Source organism: Enterobacter vonholyi (assembly GCF_040834095.1).
GTDB lineage: Bacteria > Pseudomonadota > Gammaproteobacteria > Enterobacterales > Enterobacteriaceae > Enterobacter > Enterobacter vonholyi.
Genome location: NZ_CP162152.1, coordinates 4,379,108 through 4,398,651, shown reverse-complemented (window position 1 = coordinate 4,398,651; position 19,544 = coordinate 4,379,108). Strand labels below are relative to the sequence as shown.

The window sequence follows — 19,544 nt, the reverse complement described above, 5'->3', positions numbered from 1 at the left end:
GGTAAAACAACTTAATTAAACGCTGTAGTACAGTTCGAACTCAACCGGATGCGGAGTCATGCGCACGCGGTCGTTCTCTTCAGTGCGCAGTGCGATGTAAGCATCGATAGCGTCGTCAGTGAATACGCCACCTGCAGTCAGGAACTCACGGTCTGCGTCCAGCGCCTGCAGGGCTTCTTCCAGAGAGCCAGCAACCTGTGGGATCTCTTTCGCTTCTTCTGGCGGCAGGTCGTACAGGTTTTTGTCCATCGCTTCGCCCGGGTGGATCTTGTTCTTGATACCGTCCAGACCGGCCATCAGCAGTGCTGCGAAGCACAGGTATGGGTTAGCCGCTGGATCCGGGAAGCGTACTTCGATACGACGCGCTTTAGGAGACGCTACTACCGGGATACGGATAGAAGCAGAACGGTTACGTGCAGAGTAGGCCAGCATCACTGGCGCTTCGTAGCCCGGGACCAGACGCTTGTAGGAGTTGGTGGTTGGGTTCGCCAGGGCGTTGATCGCTTTAGCGTGTTTGATTACGCCGCCGATGTAGTACAGCGCCTGCTCGGACAGGCCAGCATATTTGTCGCCAGAGAACAGGTTGGTACCGTTTTTGGACAGAGACATGTGGCAGTGCATACCGGAACCGTTGTCGCCAAACATTGGTTTTGGCATGAAGGTCGCGGTTTTACCGAAACGGTGCGCAACGTTGTGCACAACGTATTTGTAGATCTGAATTTCGTCCGCTTTTTTGGTCATGGTGTTGAAGCGGGTTGCCACTTCGTTCTGACCCGCAGTCGCCACTTCGTGGTGGTGAGCTTCAACAACCAGGCCCATCTCTTCCATCACCAGACACATGGTGGAACGAATGTCCTGTGCAGAATCGACCGGAGGAACCGGGAAGTAACCACCTTTAACGCCAGGACGGTGACCTTTGTTACCACCTTCATATTTGGTGGAGGAGTTCCATGCACCTTCGATGTCGTCGATAGCAACGTGGGAGCCAGAAATAGAAGCACCGAAACGGATGTCATCGAACAGGAAGAATTCTGGCTCTGGCCCGAACAGAACGGTGTCTGCGATGCCGGTAGAACGCAGGTACTCTTCAGCGCGTTTCGCGATAGAACGTGGGTCGCGGTCGTAGCCCTGCAGCGTGCCTGGCTCGAGGATGTCGCAACGGATGATCAGGGTTGGTTCTTCGAAGAACGGATCAATGACCGCAGTGGTTGCATCTGGCATCAGAACCATGTCGGATTCGTTAATGCCTTTCCAGCCACCAATGGAGGAGCCGTCAAACATTTTGCCTTCTTCAAAGAATTCGGCGTTCACCTGATGAGCAGGGATTGTGACGTGCTGTTCTTTACCTTTGGTGTCGGTGAAGCGGAGATCAACAAACTTCACTTCATGTTCGTTCAGCATCGTCAAAACGTGTTCAGCGGACATACTTAACTCTCCAGATTGGTCATTGTCGTCGTGGTAACGAGGTCTTCAGTTTCTGTTTGTACTGGCTGTTGCCATGTAATTTTTATAAAGCGAAATCTGTGCCAACTTTTAAATCACCCCAAAAAGGCGTTATCATGCGCACCATAGTGCAAAAGGGCTGCACCACGATGGATTTGTTGCACCAGTATAGTGCTTCAATGTGAACATTGAGCACCATATTGGTGCAATTTACGTTAAAGTGCCCTTTTTCGCTCCGTGAAAGCGATCACAAAGCATCTCTGCAATACTTGTTTGCGGAGGATGTTTGTGATCCTGTTTTGTAGTGCGATTAATCCGTGTACAATAACGCGCTATTTCTAATGCCTGAGGCAAAGTTGTGATCGAAAATTTGCGTAACATCGCCATCATCGCGCACGTTGACCATGGTAAAACTACCCTGGTTGATAAGCTGCTGCAGCAATCCGGTACGTTTGATGCGCGTGCCGAAACTCAAGAGCGTGTGATGGACTCCAACGATTTGGAGAAAGAGCGTGGGATTACCATCCTCGCGAAAAACACCGCGATTAAATGGAATGACTACCGTATCAACATCGTTGATACCCCAGGGCACGCCGACTTCGGTGGTGAAGTTGAGCGCGTGATGTCCATGGTGGATTCCGTGCTGCTGGTGGTTGACGCATTTGACGGCCCAATGCCGCAAACGCGCTTCGTGACCAAAAAAGCATTTGCCCATGGCCTGAAACCAATTGTTGTTATCAACAAGGTTGACCGTCCTGGCGCACGTCCTGACTGGGTTGTTGATCAGGTATTCGACCTGTTCGTTAACCTCGATGCGACCGACGAACAGCTGGACTTCCCTATCATTTACGCTTCGGCGCTGAATGGTATCGCGGGTCTGGATCACGAAGATATGGCGGAAGACATGACCCCGCTGTATCAGGCGATTGTCGATCACGTACCGGCACCGGATGTTGATCTGGATGGTCCACTGCAGATGCAGATCTCCCAGCTCGACTACAACAACTACGTTGGCGTCATCGGTATCGGCCGTATCAAACGCGGTAAAGTGAAGCCAAACCAGCAGGTTACTATCATCGATAGCGAAGGCAAAACCCGTAACGGTAAAGTTGGCAAAGTGCTGACTCACCTGGGTCTGGAGCGTATCGACAGCGATCTGGCTGAAGCGGGCGACATCATCGCTATCACCGGTCTGGGCGAGCTGAACATCTCTGACACCATCTGCGATCCGCAGAACGTGGAAGCGCTGCCAGCCCTGTCTGTTGATGAACCAACCGTTACCATGTTCTTCAACGTCAACACCTCTCCGTTCTGTGGAAAAGAAGGTAAGTTCGTTACCTCTCGTCAGATCCTTGACCGCCTGAACAAAGAGCTGGTGCACAACGTTGCGCTGCGTGTTGAAGAAACCGAAGACGCTGATGCATTCCGCGTTTCTGGTCGTGGTGAGCTGCACCTGTCTGTTCTGATCGAAAACATGCGTCGTGAAGGTTTCGAAATGGCGGTTTCCCGTCCGAAAGTTATCTTCCGCGAAATCGACGGCCGTAAACAAGAGCCGTTCGAAAACGTGACGCTGGACGTTGAAGAGCAGCACCAGGGTTCTGTGATGCAGGCGCTGGGTGAGCGTAAAGGCGACCTGAAAAACATGAATCCAGATGGCAAAGGCCGCGTACGTCTCGACTACGTGATCCCAAGCCGTGGCCTGATCGGCTTCCGTTCTGAGTTCATGACCATGACCTCCGGTACCGGTCTGCTGTACTCCACCTTCAGCCACTACGACGACGTGCGTCCGGGCGAAGTGGGCCAGCGTAACAACGGCGTACTGATCTCCAACGGTCAGGGTAAAGCGGTTGCGTTTGCGCTGTTCGGTCTGCAGGATCGCGGTAAGCTGTTCCTGGGTCACGGTGCTGAAGTTTACGAAGGCCAGATCATCGGTATTCACAGCCGTTCTAACGACCTGACCGTAAACTGCCTGACCGGTAAGAAACTGACCAACATGCGTGCGTCCGGTACTGACGAAGCAACGGTTCTGGTTCCACCGATCAAGATGACCCTGGAGCAGGCTCTGGAATTCATCGATGACGACGAACTGGTAGAAGTGACTCCGCTGTCTATCCGTATCCGTAAACGTCACCTGACCGAGAACGATCGTAAACGTGCTATGCGCGGTGCGAAAGAAGAGTAATACGGTCAATCTATAGGCCGGGTAAGCGCACGCGCCACCCGGCAGGTAAAAAGCCGCTGATCCCTCAGCGGCTTTTTTATTCGATGATCGCCAGAATTCTTCATTACCCGGGGACGTTATGTCCCAACGCTATCTTTTTCCTGCGAAATTCACGGATTAGGGTAACTCTGCTCCATTTATCACGAACACCCGATCTGCCGATGAAATCGTGGTTTCGCGATGCGCGATAATAATCCTCGTAATGTTCATCGCCTGTATAGACTGATTGACCTGACTTTCACTGGTTTTATCAAGGTGGCTGGTCGCCTCGTCCATGAATAAAATACCCGGTTTACGGTATAATGCCCGGGCAATATAAATCCGCTGTTTTTGACCGCCCGACAACCCTTCCCCAAGTTCACCAATCAGTGTCTCGTAACCCATTGGTAGCTTTAAAATGTCATTATGAATATGGCTTGCGATAGCGCATTGCACCATCCACTGCTCGTCAATGTCAGGCCGAAAACCGGCGATATTCTCTTTGATTGAGCCTGAAAACAGCTTATCTTCCTGCATGATACAGGCAATGCGTTCAGCATAATGCTCGAAACCAAGTTGCTTAATATCAATGCCATTAATTCGGACGCAGCCGTTCGACGGTTCGAATAAACCGCACAACACTTTCATCAAGGTGCTTTTACCTGAACCCGATACGCCCGTAATAGCAATACTCTCCCCGGCATGAATGGTCAGATTCAGTTTGCTGAAGATAGGGTCCGCATGGTTATCATAACGGTAAGTCAGATCCTGAGTTTCGAGCGTTAAGGCTCCGTGTGGTAAACGCAGCGGGCTGGTGGCCGTTATAGAAGATGCTTCGTGCAGCGCAATATCGGCAACGCGTTCATTGTGTAAATTGATGATCTTCAGCTGAATGATAAAGTTGATCAGGGCATTTATTCGGTCATAGAACTGACTCCTGAAGGTGTTAAATGCAATAAACATACCGATGGTTAAATGACTATCCATCATCAGCCTGCCGCTAACCCACAGGATAACAATTTGGTCGCAGGCGGCGATAAAAGAGACGACGCCACCAAAGAAGAGATCCATTCGCGTCAAACGAATGCCTGTATTGACCTTATCTGAAAAAAGATTAAACCAGTTATTGATTCTCAGGTCAGTCATCCCCTGAACTTTAATCGTCGCGATACCGTACAGGGTTTCCATAAAATAAGAATTAAGGCGTGCTTCCTTGATTAACTCTTCTTCGGATAGCTGGCGATAGTATCGATAGGTAGCAAACCTAATGAAGGTGTATATTGCGGTAAAAGAGACCACTATCATGCTGAGCTGCAGGTTGTATAAAAACATCATTACCAGCAAACCCATGAGCATTAGCGTATCAATAATGCTACCAGTCAAACCTGTGGTAAAAGTGGCCCGTATAACATCAAGCGAGTGGAAACGAGACTGAATGTCCCCCAGTTTGCGTCTTTCAAAATAGGTGGTCGGTAGCTTAATAAGGTGAGAAAAGAGGCTAAAACTCCACTGGACGTCGATGAGTGTTCCCAGTATCAGCGTGGTCCAGGAGCGTATGACACTGACCGTCAAACGTAACAGAATCAGAATAAACAACCCAAGACAGATGATATTAAGTAAACCGTAATCTCCGGATGCAATCACATTATCCGTGACTAATTGTGTCCCCACTGGCATTAGCAGGCTGATCAACTCAATCACCAGCGATAAGAAAAATACCTTCGTCAGTGAAGTTATCAGTCCATTGATATTCTTTAATAACGTGGTCGCTTTTAACCTGTTTTGCTTCTTTTGAACTGAGAAAGTGGTTCCCGGCCATACCTCAAGCACAACACCAGTAAAATGTTGGGATAATTCGGGCATGCTAATCACCCGTCGTCCAAACGCAGGGTCGTGGATCACCGCGCTGTTCTTATCGACCTTAATCAGTACGACAAAATGGTTAAAATCCCAATGCAATATGCAGGGCTTACGCACGTCATGTAATTCCTGAAGGTCCACGGACAATGCGCGTGACGACATCTCCAGTTCACTGGCAATTGCTTTTATCGCATTGAGGTTGACCCCACGTGATGACAAATTGAATTGTTGCCGGAGTTGCAGTAGATCCACCTGCTTGCCATAAAAACTGCATATCATTGAAAGACAGGCCAGGCCACATTCGGACGCTTCGGTTTGAAAGACAACTGGGATGCGTTTAAATATTTTCAGATCCAACTTGCGCAGCAGCGTCTCAAGTGTATAAAGATTATTCATTACCTGCGTCCGTTACGCTCATTTTCATTTCGTAAAATGGCGATAATAACCACTCATAGATATGTCTCTTTTCAAGGAAAAGAGAAATCTGCGCTTTGGCTCCCTGGCTCAGTGAGAGTTGTTTTCCATGAACTTGCACAGACTGTAGGTCAGGTTTGATCATGATTTTGTACCAGGACTTTTTATCGTCATAGAATTCATGTGCGATGGTCTGCTTTGACAGGAGTTCTGGCTTCGATGCCGGAAGCCTGGATATTGCTGATATTGATGCCCTGAACTGACCAAATTTTTCATAAGGAAAGGCGTCGTAACTAACATTAACGCGCTGGCCAATCGCCAGATAAGGAAGAACTTCATCCGGAACCCAGGTTTCGAGATAGCATGGTGAATGGATATTCTGCTGAACTCGCGCCAGTACATCGCCTGCGCCGATCATCTTACCTTGCGCCGTATTGATGGAGTCGATTAAGCCATCGGCTGTTGCCACGATGACATAATTACCTTCCGCTTCTGTATTTAACTTTTCTTTTTGCAGTTCGTATATTTGTTGCTCAAGCTGGTAAATCTGTTGGTCATAATCAGCGCTCTGGGACTGGATTTGCTGATTGAGCGCATCAATCTGAACCTGGTCCTGTGATTTTCTGGCGACCAGGTCAGAAACATTGCTCTGCTGTTGGTAGAGTAGTGCGTTTTGGCTACTCATCTGGTCTTTGGTGACCAGACCTTTTTCCTGATAACCACGGTAATCGTTAACGTTCTTCTCAATCTGATGCAGTTCCCGCTCAGCCTGCACCAGTAGCCCAGATGAGGTATTAAAACTGGACTGATAATGATCTTTTTGAGTCGTCAGCGCGTTGAGCGTACGGTTTTTCGAAGAGTTCAAATTTGCCATCATTACGCTGATACTCTTTATCTGTAGCGCGATCTCCTTTTTTTTATTCTCATCAACCAGGCCTGATTGCGTCGATACACCCGAATGAATGAGAAAGAGAGCATCACCTTTTTTTACGCGATCGCCTTCATTAACAAAACTCTGCACGACTGTACCCTGCATTGATGCAGAGATATTCACTGCGCCAGGGAAAGTGGTTATTTCACCGTGAACGATGACGCGACGGGTGTAGGAACCTTTGGTAATAAAAATAGAAATGGAAGCAATAAAAAAAATGCTGAGCAATATGATAAGAGCAAAAGGGATGCCCGGCAGAAGAACAGCTTTCCCTTCCCACCGTGTACTCTGATATTCAATAGCTTCCTTGCGAAACATTTCTGGCCTCTTGCGGGGTGGAAATAGCCGCCAAATATCAGCGGCTATGAGTTATAATGGTTCAGGAATTAATGTCTACCGTGATCATTACCCTGGCGGCCACCGCCACTTTTCGAACCACCATTACCTTTTGATGAACCACCGCTTTTACCACCAACGTTAACCGAGCAACCACCGCTAAAGGATGTGCTTTCAGAGTGAGAACCATCTTTGTTAGTGGTGCTGGTGTGAGAATAGCTGCCATTACAACCAGCGCTACCACCACCGAACATCCCACCAATCGCACTACCGATAGAACCCCACATTCCTGCACCGCTGACGTTACATAATTCACTTTCATTGAGTTCACGCATTATTAATTTTCCTTGCAATAGTGAGCAAAAGGTATACCCATAATATCCATAGACTTTTTCCATACCATTTCACCATCCGTGAATGAAATGTTTTTTACGCCAAAACGCGTAAAATCCTTTTCGCTGTACGTCGACAGACCTGTGTCTGGATCACCAATATTTTCTTTTTGCCCGCAAAGTGGCATCATCCATGACACATTTATATCTTTGTAGAATGCTTTATCCGTTTTTCTTATTTCTGAGAAAATGCGATCTGTTATCGTTGTGTCTGTATTGATTTCTCCGTTAACCGTAGTTGTTAACTTATTGTCATCAGAATTAGGCGACCCATGGAAACCAATAATGGAACCATAGTTGATGATTTTGTTTTTTGCCGCTGGGAAAAGATAGTTAGCACAGGAAGAAAGGCATAATCGCCTGACCTCAATGTTAATTTCTTTATCATGAATAACTTGTGCTATTTTTATTGCAGTTTCGACATCGCCGCCACCACTGTTTATGGATATCGTTCTGACAGGGATAAGGTTTTTTCTGATAAGCCCCACAATGATTTTGTCATCATCTTTGGATATGTTTCCGTCGATATATAACGTATCAAAAACGAGGTGGGGTGAAAGTTTTGGTTCAAGCCCTTGCTTCACAATCAGTTGGCTAGAGAGTTGATATAAAATATCTCTGCTGGCTTTTTTAAATCGGTAGGCATTGTATGAATAAATAGCGAAAGCGCAGAGTAAAGCTATTAAAACGGCACTGAGGACGTATCCCTTTTTAATCTTCACGAAAGTGTAGCTCCATGTGTAAAGTAATGTAAACTTATCATTATAAAAAAGAAGATAAATAGAGTATTTGTATCTAAATGTAAATTTAAGTAAGGTGAACTTGTTGCGATTTCGAGCAAAGCCGCGCGAAATGGGATTGCCATGGCAAAAATGGGGGAATATGGTGATGAGAAAAAATATTACGGAAGCGTTTTTCTATAATTTTTTGCAGAATGAACTAAAACGTATATCTTCGCAAAATCGAACTTAAATAAAACTCATCCCTGCCTATCGCCCGTAAGCCAATATCATCTTCCTGGCTAAATTTTTGTTCTTCATACTGCTCCCTCTAAGCTGAATCTCATGCATAGCCAAACTTTATCTTTCCCGCTACAGTTACCTCTCCACGGCGAGCAGGAGATAAACATGCTTTATATCTTTGATTTAGGAAACGTCATCGTCGATATCGATTTTAATCGCGTGTTGGGCGCATGGAGCGATTTTAGCCGCGTGCCGCTGGCGACCTTAAAGCAGAATTTCGCGATGGGCGAGACCTTCCACCAGCATGAGCGCGGTGAGATTAGCGATGAAGCATTCGCTGATCGTTTCTGTCAGGAGATGGGGCTTTCGTTAAGCTATGAACAGTTTTCCCACGGTTGGCAGGCGGTATTTGTCGCCATCCGGCCTGAAGTGATCGACATCATGCACAAACTGCGCGAGCAGGGGCATCGTGTCGTTGTGCTATCAAATACCAACCGCCTGCATACCACGTTCTGGCCTGAAGAATACCCTGAAGTTAAGGCGGCGGCTGATAAAATCTATCTCTCGCAGGAGATGGGCATGCGTAAGCCTGAAGCGCGAATTTATCAGGCTGTTCTGCAGTCAGAAGGATTCACCGCGGCCGATGCGGTCTTTTTCGACGACAACGCCGATAATATAGAGGGAGCTAACCAGTTGGGTATTACGTCAATTCTGGTGACCGGAAAAGAGACGATACCTGACTACTTTGCGAAGCAGCTATGCTAAAAACCGTTCATCAAAAAGCCACGCACCATACTCGCCCGCTGCGGGCCTGGCTGAAACTGCTCTGGCACCGGATTGATGAGGACAATATGACCACGCTGGCGGGTAACCTCGCCTACGTGTCATTGCTCTCGTTAGTGCCGCTGGTGGCGGTTATCTTTGCCCTGTTTTCCGCCTTTCCGATGTTTGCGGACGTCAGCGTGCAGCTTCGTCATTTTGTCTTCGCGAATTTCATTCCGGCAACCGGGGATGTTATCCAGAACTACATTGAGCAGTTTGTCGCCAACTCCAGCAAGATGACGGCTGTGGGGGCATGCGGTCTTATCGTCACTGCGCTGTTGTTGATGTACGCCATTGATAACGCGCTGAACACCATCTGGCGGAGTAAAAAGGCACGACCAAAGGTCTATTCCTTTGCCGTGTACTGGATGATTCTCACGCTGGGGCCGTTGCTGGCCGGGGCGAGCCTGGCAATCAGTTCTTACCTTCTTTCCCTGCGCTGGGCGAGTGATTTAAACGGCGTTATTGATAATGGGCTTCGCATTTTTCCATTGATCCTGTCGTGGCTCTCGTTCTGGCTGCTCTATAGCGTCGTACCAACCACGCGCGTGCCTAACCGCGATGCGGTCGTGGGGGCGCTGGTGGCGGCGTTGCTCTTTGAGCTGGGCAAAAAAGGGTTTGCCCTCTACATCACCATGTTCCCGTCCTATCAGCTGATTTACGGCGTGCTGGCGGTGATCCCCATTTTGTTTGTCTGGGTCTACTGGACCTGGTGTATCGTCTTGCTTGGGGCTGAAATAACTGTCACTCTCGGTGTATACCGCGAACTTAAAAAAGCAGCAGCAGCTGAAAAACAACAAGAAGCAGACCAACCATGATTGCATTGATACAACGCGTAACCCGTGCCAGCGTCACCGTGGAGGGAGAGGTGACGGGTGAAATTGGCCCAGGACTTTTGGTGTTGTTAGGTGTCGAAAAGGATGACGACGAACAAAAAGCCAACCGCTTGTGTGAGCGCGTGCTGGGCTACCGTATTTTCAGCGATGCCGAAGGTAAAATGAACCTGAACGTCCAGCAGGCGGGCGGCAGCGTGCTGGTGGTTTCCCAGTTTACGCTGGCAGCGGATACCGAGCGCGGCATGCGCCCGAGTTTCTCTAAAGGCGCCGCGCCGGATCGTGCAGAAGCACTTTACGAGTACTTTGTTGAGCGTTGTCGCCAGCAGGAAATGAATACGCAAACCGGACGATTCGCTGCAGATATGCAGGTTTCGCTGGTGAACGATGGCCCCGTCACATTCTGGCTCCAGGTATGAGCCAACTGGCGGCGTGGCCGCGGGTAACAAGAGAGAGTACAGCTATGTATCACCTTCGAGTACCGCAAACGGAAGAAGAGTTAGAAGCTTATTACCAGTTCCGCTGGGAAATGCTACGCAAGCCACTGCATCAGCCGAAAGGATCTGAACGCGACGCCTGGGACGCTATGGCGCATCACCAGATGGTGGTTGATGAAGAGGGTAATCTCGTCGCCGTGGGGCGTCTGTATATCAACGCCGACAACGAAGCGTCTATTCGCTTTATGGCCGTTCATCCCTCCGTGCAGGACAAAGGTCTGGGGACGCTAATGGCGATGACCCTGGAATCCGTCGCCCGTCAGGAAGGCGTTAAGCGCGTTACCTGTAGCGCCCGCGAAGATGCCGTGGAATTCTTCGCTAAACTCGGTTTTGTGAATCAGGGGGAGATCACGACCCCGCAAACCACGCCGATTCGTCATTTTTTGATGATCAAACCGATTGCTACGCTGGACGATATTCTGCATCGCGCCGACTGGTGCGGACAGCTGCAGCAGGCCTGGTATCAGCACATTCCGCTCAGCGAAAAAATGGGCGTGCGCATTCAGCAGTACACCGGACAAAAATTTATTACCACCATGCCGGAAACTGGCAATCAGAACCCCCACCACACCCTCTTTGCCGGAAGTCTGTTCTCACTGGCCACGCTCACCGGCTGGGGACTTATCTGGCTGATGCTGCGCGAGCGCCATCTGGGTGGCACCATCATTCTTGCTGATGCTCATATTCGCTATAGCGCACCGATCAGCGGTAAACCGAGCGCGGTGGCCGATCTGGGATCGCTGGGCGGCGATCTGGATCGCCTGGCACGCGGCCGCAAGGCTCGCGTACAAATGCAGGTTGAACTATTTGGCGATAAAACACCGGGCGCGGTGTTTGAAGGCACCTACATTGTTCTTCCGGCGAAGCCTTTTGGCGCGTATGAAGAGGGTGGGAACGAGGAGGAGTAATCTTCTGTTCACGTTATCCGGGCGTGCTGAATCCGCCCGGCGATATCCCGCATAACGTCTCGCGCAGACTGGCTAACGCCGCCAAGCTGAAAGAAGCCATGGATGACGCCCAGCCAGCGCTGAGCGGTACACTTCACACCCTGCTCAGTCAAATGCTGATATAACATTTCTCCCTCATCGCATAGCGGATCGTACTCTGCGGTAATGATGTGCACTGGCGGAAGTCCGTAAAAATCATCGCGCCACAGCGGGCTCGCTTCGGGATGCTGGCGGTCGATGTCGGCGAGGTACATTTCATACCCGCTGAGCAGGGTATCGCGGGTGATAATGTAATCCGTGCCATTGAGGGCATAGCTTTCAAAACTGGCGGTGGCGTCGAGCATGGGATAGATAAGAATGAGCTGTGCGGGTTTCCATCGTCCTTTCGCGTTGAGCCGCAATGACGTTACCAGCGCAAGATGGCCTCCTGCGCTGTCTCCGCAAAGAGTGATCCGGTTTTTATCCACGCCCAGTTTGTCCGCATATTGCCAGACCAGATCTGCACCTTTTTCCGCATCGTCATGTGCTGCGGGGAAAATATGCTCCGGGGCCAGCCTGTACTGAATCGCGATCACCCGGCAATTGCCGTAGCAGGCTAACTGGCGGAGTTGGTTGTCATGGGTATCAAAGCCGCCGCTGATGAAACATCCACCATGATAGTAAATGGCAGCAGGCAATATTTCAGGCGCATTGAGAGGTGAAAATACCCGAATGGTAAGACCCTCAAGAACAAACGTCTCTACCTGAACGCGCGTTTCGGTCTCCCCGGCAAGCCCTGTGCTGGCAATATAGCCTGCTCGTCGCACCTCAATGCTCTGGCGACGTAACGAGGGCCGCCCTGCAGCGATAAATCCCTGAACCAGCTGTGCAATACCCTTTTCCAGCGCCATGAATAATCCCTTTTACTGTATGGATGAACAGTTTTATAGCCTGGTTTGATTCAAAAGAAAACAAGAATAGTGTTGAGGGCAACAACCTGGAAAGCGGCTCGCAAAGGCGATAACGCGTCTCTCAACGAGAATGGAGAGCATCTGACATGAAAGACGGCGGGTAATGCTGTCGAACTGCAGGCCGGGCAAGCACGCGCCGCCCGGCACTGTAACAGGGAGTTATTCCCCTTCACCCGGGAACAGGAACGGGTTGATCGAGCTGCGGGCGAATCCCTCCTGCTCCATCTTCGCGTCCAGAATCAGCGAGGCAAGATCGTCGGCCACCGCTTCGACTTTCGGGTCTTTTTCCTGATACAGAATCTTCAGGTAAGTGCCACAGTCGCCGCAGCTTTCGGCTTTCACTGCCGCTTCTTCATTTTCCAGCGACCAGTAGTTCAGATCGCGGGTCTGCTCGCAGTTGCTGCACTTGATGCGAACCACGTGCCACTCGGTTTCACACAGGTTGCAGTGCAGGTAGCGCAGCCCCTGAGTGGTGCCGATTTGCACCATGCTCGATACCGGCATAGAGCCGCAGACCGGGCAGAACTGGCGCGCCTCGCCGTATTCGGCGCGAGCTTTGCCGGGGATCAGGCTCGCCATTTGCGCCCAGTAAAGCGACAGCGCAGCCCAGATAAACGGCGCTTTATCGCTGCTCACCAGAGCGAAGTCGGAGGCAAACAGCGCGCTCGCCATCTCTTCCAGCTCCAGGTCAGAGGCTTTTTCCAGATTCTCAATGACCGCCAGCGCGGTACCGCTCATCTCCGGCTTCAGCTCGGCAATCAGCGAATGCAGCAGCTTTTGCCAGTGCTTGTCGCGCGGCAGGACGTGAATGTCCAGCGGCGGCTTGCCCTGCGCGTTGGCTTCTTTGATACGCGCGGTCAGATCCATTTGCAGCGGGTGGTCGTACAGCACCACTTCCTGCGCATGGGCGACCAGCGCGGCAAAACGCAGAAAATCGCCCAGCGGGTTGTTCTCTGCCAGCTCGCGCAGACGCTCTGCGCGGCGGTTGTAGAGGTTCTTGAGTCTGGGGAATAACAACGGCGGAATATAATCCGCCGTGCGTTTCTCGCTCGACCCCAGCTCATCTTGCGGGATTATGCGAATACTCATTCAGATGACTTTTCCTGTTTCTGGCGGACTTCACGGTACCAGCGCGGGTGATGTTTCTTCGCCCACGTACTGGTTACCCAGCCTTCCACCATCGCGGTAATGGTGCCTTTCACCCAAAGGGCGGCGTAGATATGCACCATGATAACCACAATTAACGCCACTGCGGCAAATGAATGCAGCATCAGCGCGAATCGGATCACCGGGATTGAGAAAGCAGGCGCAAAGTACGGACGCCAGATGATCACGCCGCTCACCAGCAACAGGACCAGGAAGATAATCGCCGCCCAGAATACGCATTTCTGGCCGAAGTTATAACGCCCGGTGTCACCCACTTCCTCGTTGACGACGATCTTACGAATATTCTTCGCCCAAAAGATATCATCCCGATTGATTAGGTTATGGTGCCAGTAGCGGAAAAACATGATGATGAACGACGCGAACATAATGACGCCCACAAACGGGTGCAGGATGCGCGCCAGCTGTGGAGTCCCCATGATCTGCATCAGCCAGTTGAAGGACGGGAAGAAGAACCCCAGCCCGCTTATCGCCGCCAGCATGAAGCAGAAGGCGGTGACCCAGTGGTTGATGCGTTCCGGCGCGGTGTAGCGCACGATGGTGTCACGTTTTCTCATTTGCGCACCTCGTCTTTCTCTTCATGCAGGTTGTCGTCTTCCTCTTCCGCGCGGTTCGGACCGACGCCGACGTAGTGGAAGATGCTCGCTGCGAAGGTGGCAGCAAAACCGACCGCTGCCAGCGGTTTCCAGATGCCTTTCCAGAACTTCACGGTGGCGCTGATTTCCGGGTTCTCCGGCAGACCGTGATACAGATTCGGCTTGTCGGCGTGGTGCAGCACGTACATCACGTGCGTACCGCCAACCCCGGCCGGATCGTACAGGCCCGCGTTGTCGTAACCACGGGTTTTCAGCTCTCCCACGCGCTCTGCCGCCAGCGTTTTCATATCCTCTTTGGAGCCAAAGTGGATAGCGCCGGTTGGGCAGGTCTTCACGCACGCAGGCTCCTGGCCGACGGTTACGCGGTCAACGCACAGGGTGCATTTGTAGACGCGGTTGTCTTCCGGGTTCAGGCGCGGTACGTCGAACGGACAGCCCGCGATGCAGTAGCCGCAGCCGATGCACTGTTCGGACTGGAAGTCGACGATGCCGTTGGCATACTGAATGATAGCCCCTTCTGACGGACATGCCTTCAGGCAGCCCGGATCCGCACAGTGCATACAGCCGTCTTTGCGAATAAGCCATTCCAGTTTGTCGTTCTGCTCAACTTCCGAGAAACGCATCACCGTCCAGGACTTGGCGGTCAGGTCCGCCGGGTTGTCGTACACCCCGACGTTGTGACCCACTTCGTCACGCAGATCGTTCCACTCAGAGCAGGCCACCTGACAGGCTTTACAGCCGATACAGGTGGTCACGTCGATAAGCTTCGCCACTTCCTGCTGGTGGTCCCGCGCCTGAGGCGCGGGCGTGAAACCATTAGTCGCGGAACGACGGATAATGTCTTGAGATTGATAAGCCATAAGTCGTCTCCGTTACACCTTTTCCACGTTCACGAGGAAGGCCTTAAACTCCGGCGTCTGCGTGTTCGCATCACCGACGAACGGCGTCAGGGTGTTCGCAATAAACCCTTTCTTCGCCACGCCCTCATAGCCCCAGTGAATCGGAATACCGATGGTATCCACCTGCTGACCGTGAACGTTCAGCGTGCGAATACGCTTAGTCACCACCGCCTTGGCTTTAATGTAGCCACGGTTAGAGGAGACCTTCACGGTATCGCCATGGGCAATGCCGAGCTTGTTCGCCAGCTTCTCGCCGATCTCCACAAACTGTTCCGGCTGTGCGATCGCGTTAAGCAGCGCGTGCTTGGTCCAGTAGTGGAAGTGCTCGGTCAGACGGTAGGTGGTGCCCACGTACGGGAACTTGTCCTTTTTACCCAGCGCTTCAAAGTCGCCTTTGAAGATACGGGCTGCCGGGTTTGAGACCACGTTCGGGTGCAGCGGGTTGGTGCCCAGCGGCGTCTCAAACGGCTCGTAGTGTTCCGGGAACGGACCTTCCGCCATCTTATCGATAGCAAACAGACGCCCCATCCCTTCAGGCTGCATGATAAACGGCCCGACGTCGCTGCCTGGTGCGGCAGTGCTGTAGTCCGGAATATCCACGCCGCCCCATTTCGCACCGTCCCACTTCAGAAGCTGACGCTTCGGATCCCACGGGTTACCCTGCGGGTCAGCGGATGCGCGGTTATAGAGGATGCGGCGGTTGAGCGGCCACGCCCATGCCCAGCCCAGCGTATTGCCAAGGCCCGACGGGTCGGCGTTATCGCGGTTTGCCATCTGGTTGCCTTTCGGCGTCCAGCTACCGGCAAAGATCCAGCAGCCGCTGGAGGTGGTACCGTCATCGCGCAGGTGCGCGAAGGTGCTGAGCTGATCGCCTTTCTTCGCCAGTACGGTGCCGGTGGCCGTGTCAATAACGTCCGCCAGCGCCTTACCGTTGCTCTCCATCGCCACTTCTTCTGGCGCAGGATTTTCCGGCGTCGAGTAGTTCCAGGTCATGTTCAGCACGGGTTCCGGGTTCGCGCCGCCTTCTTCCGCATACATCTTACGCAGGCGTAAGAAGATGCCGGCCAGGATCTCGCCGTCGTTCATGGCGATGCCCGGGGCGTCCGCACCTTTCCAGTGCCACTGCAGCCAGCGTCCGGAGTTAACGATCGACCCGTTCTCTTCCGCGAAGCAGGTTGACGGCAGACGGAACACTTCGGTCTGAATCTTCGACGGATCGACGTCGTTCGATTCGCCGTGATTCTGCCAGAAGGTCGAGGTCTCGGTATTGAGCGGGTCAATCGTCACCAGGAACTTCAGTTTCGACAGCGACTCAACAACCTTGTTCTTGTTAGGGAACGAGGCCACCGGGTTAAAGCCCTGGCACAAATAGCCGTTCACTTTGCCCTGGTGCATCATCTCGAAATACTGCAGAACGTCATAACCTTTGTCCCACTTCGGCAGCCAGTCAAAGCCCCAGCTGTTTTCAGCCGTCGCTTTATCACCGAAGAACGCTTTCATCATCGAGACGAAGAACTTCGGATAGTTGCCCCAGTAGTTCACCTGGCCTTCAAGCAGCGGTTTAGGCGTGCTGGCCGTCAGGTAGGTTTGCAGGTCGGTCTGTTTCTCGCTTGGCAGGTTCATGTAACCCGGCAGGCTTTGAGACAGCAGGCCGAGGTCAGTCAGACCCTGAATGTTGGAGTGACCGCGCAGGGCGTTCACGCCGCCGCCAGCCATACCCATGTTGCCGAGCAGGAGCTGAACCATCGCCATGGTACGGATGTTCTGCGCACCGATGGAGTGTTGCGTCCAGCCGAGGGCGTACAGGAACGACGCGGTTTTGTCCTTCGCGCTGGTTTCGGCGATAAGCTCGCACACCTTCAGGAAGTCCGCCTTCGGCGTACCGCAGATGTTTTCGACAACCTCAGGCGTGTAGCGGGAAACGTGCTCTTTCAGCAGGTTCCACACGCAGCGCGGGTGCTGCAGGGTGGTGTCGCGCTTCGCAAAGCCTTTTTCATCCAGCTCGTAGTTCCAGCTGGTTTTGTCGTATTTGCGTTTTTCGGCGTCGTAACCGCTGAACAGGCCATCTTCGAAGTGGTAATCCTCACGCACGATCAGGCTGGCGTTGGTATAGGCTTCGGTGTATTCGCGGTTATATTTTTCGTTGGTCATCAGGTACAGCAATACGCCTGACAGGAAAGTGATGTCAGTACCTGAACGAATAGGGGTGTAGAAATCCGCCACTGACGCAGTACGCGTAAAGCGGGGATCGATCACAATCAGTTTCGCACCGTTGTGGATTTTGGCTTCCATCGCCCAGCGGAACCCGACAGGGTGCGCTTCAGCGGCGTTACCGCCCATCACCACAATGAGGTTGGCGTTCTTGATGTCGACCCAGTGGTTGGTCATCGCACCGCGACCAAATGTTGGAGCAAGACTTGCTACCGTTGGTCCGTGTCAGACACGCGCCTGGTTGTCGACCGCGAGCATACCGAGTGCGCGCGTAAATTTCTGGGTTAAATAACCGGTTTCGTTGCTTGAAGCGGAGGCACACAGCATCCCGGTGGAGAGCCAGCGGTTGACCGTGACGCCGTCCGCATTCTTCTCAACAAAGTTGGCATCGCGGTCTTCTTTAATGTGTTTTGCGATGCGGTCAAACGCCTCTTCCCAGCTGATTTGCTGCCATTTGTCGGATCCAGGCGCACGATATTCAGGGAATTTGAGACGGCTTTCGGAGTGGATAAAGTCCACCAGACCGGCCCCTTTCGGGCACAATGCGCCGCGGTTAACCGGATGATCCGGGTCGCCTTCGATATGGAAAATAGACGCTTTGGCGTTTTTAGCACCGTCGCCGAGGCTATACATTAACAGCCCGCAACCGACAGAGCAGTACGTACAGGTATTACGGGTTTCACGGGTGCGCAGCAGTTTATACTGCCGCGTTTCCGCCAGCGCTACGCCGGGCGCAAAGCCCAGTGCCGCTGCCGTGGTGCCTGCCATACCGCCAGCGCAGATCTTAAAGAACTGCCTTCTGCTGACCTGCATGGGTCACTCCTTGTTTCGACATTGCTTACATATGTAGTTTTGACTTCGCGGTTGAGAATTGACCGCAAAGGAGAAAAATTTGCGTTAATCCCTCAATTCCACGAGGGATATCATCAGAATACCACATTGTCGGTACCGCTGTTCTAATGGCGTTAATACAAAGTGAACGTATTATCACCATGTTGATTATAAAGTGTGACATTGATCACATTAACGGCTCGGCATGTTAATGCGGTGTAGCCGGTGGCAGGTTGCACCCCTGCTAAATGAGTAGGAGAATGGATGTCGAAAAGTTGATCCATACTATGCGTACAGCCTGTGGTTTATGCTGCAATAGCACGCTCACCTCCGTGGTTGTTCAGGAATACCGCTGTGTCTAAACAAAACCGTGTTCTCCACTCGTCACCCCTGCCTGCCGGCATTGTGGAACTGTCGGTACACCGACCGCCCCACATAACCGATGCCATACCCGATTTTCTGGCGGAAGAAGTACCCGTTGCGCTCGTTTACAACGGCATCTCGCATGTGGTGATGATGGCGTCTCCGAAAGATCTTGAGCTGTTCGCCATCGGTTTTTCCCTCTCGGAAGGCATCATCGAGCATCCGCAGGAGATCTACGGTATGGACGTGGTGCAGGCCTGCAACGGTCTTGAAGTGCAGATCGAACTCTCCAGCCGCCGCTTTATGGGACTCAAGGAGCGCCGTCGCGCGCTGGCCGGGCGTACCGGCTGTGGCGTGTGTGGTGTTGAGCAGCTCAATGATATTGGTAAACCCGTTGCTCCATTGCCGTTTACTCAGACCTTTAATCTGGCGCACCTCGACCATGCGCTTGAGCATCTCAACGATGTACAGCCCATCGGCCAGCTGAGCGGCTGTACGCACGCGGCGGCGTGGGTGCTGCCGTCGGGGGATATTGCCGGGGGACATGAGGACGTTGGCCGCCACGTGGCGCTGGACAAGCTGCTCGGTCGCCGGGCACGTGAAAGTGAGGTCTGGAAGCTGGGGGCAGCGCTCGTTTCCAGCCGGGCCAGCTACGAGATGGTGCAAAAGTCCGCCATGTGCGGTGTGGAAATTCTGTTTGCGGTCTCAGCCGCAACAACGCTGGCGGTGGAGGTGGCGGAGCGCTGCAACCTGACGCTGGTGGGCTTCTGCAAGCCGGGAAGGGCGACGATTTATACCCATCCACAACGATTGATAGTTGATCAGTAATTTTGAATGATAATAGCAAATCCTTCCGCTTTTAGTTGTTCATGATGAGGTCTAGTATTTATCTC

Annotated in this window: 16 protein-coding genes; 6 read left to right on the top strand and 10 right to left on the bottom strand. The window is 52.1% G+C overall.

Annotated features, from left to right (window positions below):
- Nucleotides 1-15: 15 nt before the first annotated feature.
- A complete protein-coding gene (gene glnA / locus AB3N39_RS20670; protein ID WP_008501856.1) occupies nucleotides 16-1,425 on the bottom strand; it encodes a glutamate--ammonia ligase in 1,410 nt (469 codons plus the stop codon).
- 376 nt (nucleotides 1,426-1,801) lie between these two features.
- Between glnA and typA the strand changes: the two genes are divergently transcribed.
- Nucleotides 1,802-3,625, top strand: coding sequence for a ribosome-dependent GTPase TypA (typA, locus tag AB3N39_RS20665; protein ID WP_008501854.1), 1,824 nt, complete (start codon nucleotides 1,802-1,804; stop codon nucleotides 3,623-3,625).
- Between the two features lie 156 nt (nucleotides 3,626-3,781).
- Here typA and AB3N39_RS20660 read toward each other — a convergent pair whose 3' ends face one another.
- From AB3N39_RS20660 to AB3N39_RS20645, 4 genes are all read right to left on the bottom strand, one after another.
- Complete coding sequence (locus AB3N39_RS20660) at nucleotides 3,782-5,899, bottom strand: peptidase domain-containing ABC transporter (RefSeq protein WP_133295369.1); 2,118 nt, start codon at nucleotides 5,897-5,899, stop codon at nucleotides 3,782-3,784.
- Nucleotides 5,892-7,166: an HlyD family secretion protein gene (locus AB3N39_RS20655; RefSeq protein WP_143345682.1), complete on the bottom strand. Its 1,275-nt coding sequence runs from the start codon at nucleotides 7,164-7,166 to the stop codon at nucleotides 5,892-5,894. The genes AB3N39_RS20660 and AB3N39_RS20655 overlap by 8 nt, the downstream gene beginning before the upstream one ends.
- Before the next feature lie 68 nt (nucleotides 7,167-7,234).
- On the bottom strand, nucleotides 7,235-7,519 hold the full coding sequence (locus tag AB3N39_RS20650) for a hypothetical protein (protein ID WP_143345681.1): 285 nt from the start codon (nucleotides 7,517-7,519) through the stop codon (nucleotides 7,235-7,237).
- Between the two features lie 2 nt (nucleotides 7,520-7,521).
- The gene (locus tag AB3N39_RS20645) at nucleotides 7,522-8,298 is read right to left on the bottom strand and encodes a hypothetical protein (RefSeq protein WP_143345680.1); all 777 of its coding nucleotides are present in this window, start codon (nucleotides 8,296-8,298) and stop codon (nucleotides 7,522-7,524) included.
- A 405-nt stretch (nucleotides 8,299-8,703) separates the two neighbouring features.
- Between AB3N39_RS20645 and yihX the strand changes: the two genes are divergently transcribed.
- Genes yihX through fabY form a run of 4 tightly spaced genes read left to right on the top strand, consistent with a single transcriptional unit; the run spans nucleotide 8,704 to nucleotide 11,598 of the window.
- Nucleotides 8,704-9,303 carry a glucose-1-phosphatase gene (yihX, locus tag AB3N39_RS20640; RefSeq protein WP_143345679.1) on the top strand — a complete coding sequence of 200 codons (600 nt, stop codon included), beginning with the start codon at nucleotides 8,704-8,706 and terminating at the stop codon, nucleotides 9,301-9,303.
- Nucleotides 9,297-10,178 (top strand): virulence factor BrkB family protein, encoded by an 882-nt coding sequence (locus tag AB3N39_RS20635; protein WP_367896981.1) that lies wholly within the window; start codon nucleotides 9,297-9,299, stop codon nucleotides 10,176-10,178. Before yihX ends, AB3N39_RS20635 begins: the two co-directional genes overlap by 7 nt.
- A complete protein-coding gene (gene dtd, locus AB3N39_RS20630) occupies nucleotides 10,175-10,612 on the top strand; it encodes a D-aminoacyl-tRNA deacylase (RefSeq protein WP_008501836.1) in 438 nt (145 codons plus the stop codon). Before AB3N39_RS20635 ends, dtd begins: the two co-directional genes overlap by 4 nt.
- A 44-nt stretch (nucleotides 10,613-10,656) precedes the next feature.
- Nucleotides 10,657-11,598, top strand: coding sequence for a fatty acid biosynthesis protein FabY (gene fabY / locus AB3N39_RS20625; RefSeq protein ID WP_367896980.1), 942 nt, complete (start codon nucleotides 10,657-10,659; stop codon nucleotides 11,596-11,598).
- An 8-nt stretch (nucleotides 11,599-11,606) separates the two neighbouring features.
- On the opposite strand, the gene AB3N39_RS20620 is transcribed toward fabY, so the two are convergent.
- From AB3N39_RS20620 to fdnG, 5 genes are all read right to left on the bottom strand, one after another.
- Nucleotides 11,607-12,527, bottom strand: coding sequence for an alpha/beta hydrolase (locus tag AB3N39_RS20620; RefSeq protein WP_133295364.1), 921 nt, complete (start codon nucleotides 12,525-12,527; stop codon nucleotides 11,607-11,609).
- 219 nt (nucleotides 12,528-12,746) lie between these two features.
- Nucleotides 12,747-13,676 carry a formate dehydrogenase accessory protein FdhE gene (fdhE, locus tag AB3N39_RS20615; protein WP_023309751.1) on the bottom strand — a complete coding sequence of 310 codons (930 nt, stop codon included), beginning with the start codon at nucleotides 13,674-13,676 and terminating at the stop codon, nucleotides 12,747-12,749.
- Nucleotides 13,673-14,308: a formate dehydrogenase cytochrome b556 subunit gene (gene fdoI, locus AB3N39_RS20610; protein ID WP_008501832.1), complete on the bottom strand. Its 636-nt coding sequence runs from the start codon at nucleotides 14,306-14,308 to the stop codon at nucleotides 13,673-13,675. Before fdoI ends, fdhE begins: the two co-directional genes overlap by 4 nt.
- Complete coding sequence (gene fdxH / locus AB3N39_RS20605) at nucleotides 14,305-15,207, bottom strand: formate dehydrogenase subunit beta (RefSeq protein ID WP_008501831.1); 903 nt, start codon at nucleotides 15,205-15,207, stop codon at nucleotides 14,305-14,307. The genes fdoI and fdxH overlap by 4 nt, the downstream gene beginning before the upstream one ends.
- Nucleotides 15,208-15,219: 12 nt before the next feature.
- Nucleotides 15,220-18,270 carry a formate dehydrogenase-N subunit alpha gene (fdnG, locus tag AB3N39_RS20600; protein ID WP_252093680.1) on the bottom strand — a complete coding sequence of 1,017 codons (3,051 nt, stop codon included), beginning with the start codon at nucleotides 18,268-18,270 and terminating at the stop codon, nucleotides 15,220-15,222.
- 372 nt (nucleotides 18,271-18,642) lie between these two features.
- On the opposite strand from fdnG, the gene fdhD reads away from it, so the two are divergent.
- Complete coding sequence (gene fdhD, locus AB3N39_RS20595; RefSeq protein WP_367896979.1) at nucleotides 18,643-19,479, top strand: formate dehydrogenase accessory sulfurtransferase FdhD; 837 nt, start codon at nucleotides 18,643-18,645, stop codon at nucleotides 19,477-19,479.
- Nucleotides 19,480-19,544: the final 65 nt, after the last annotated feature.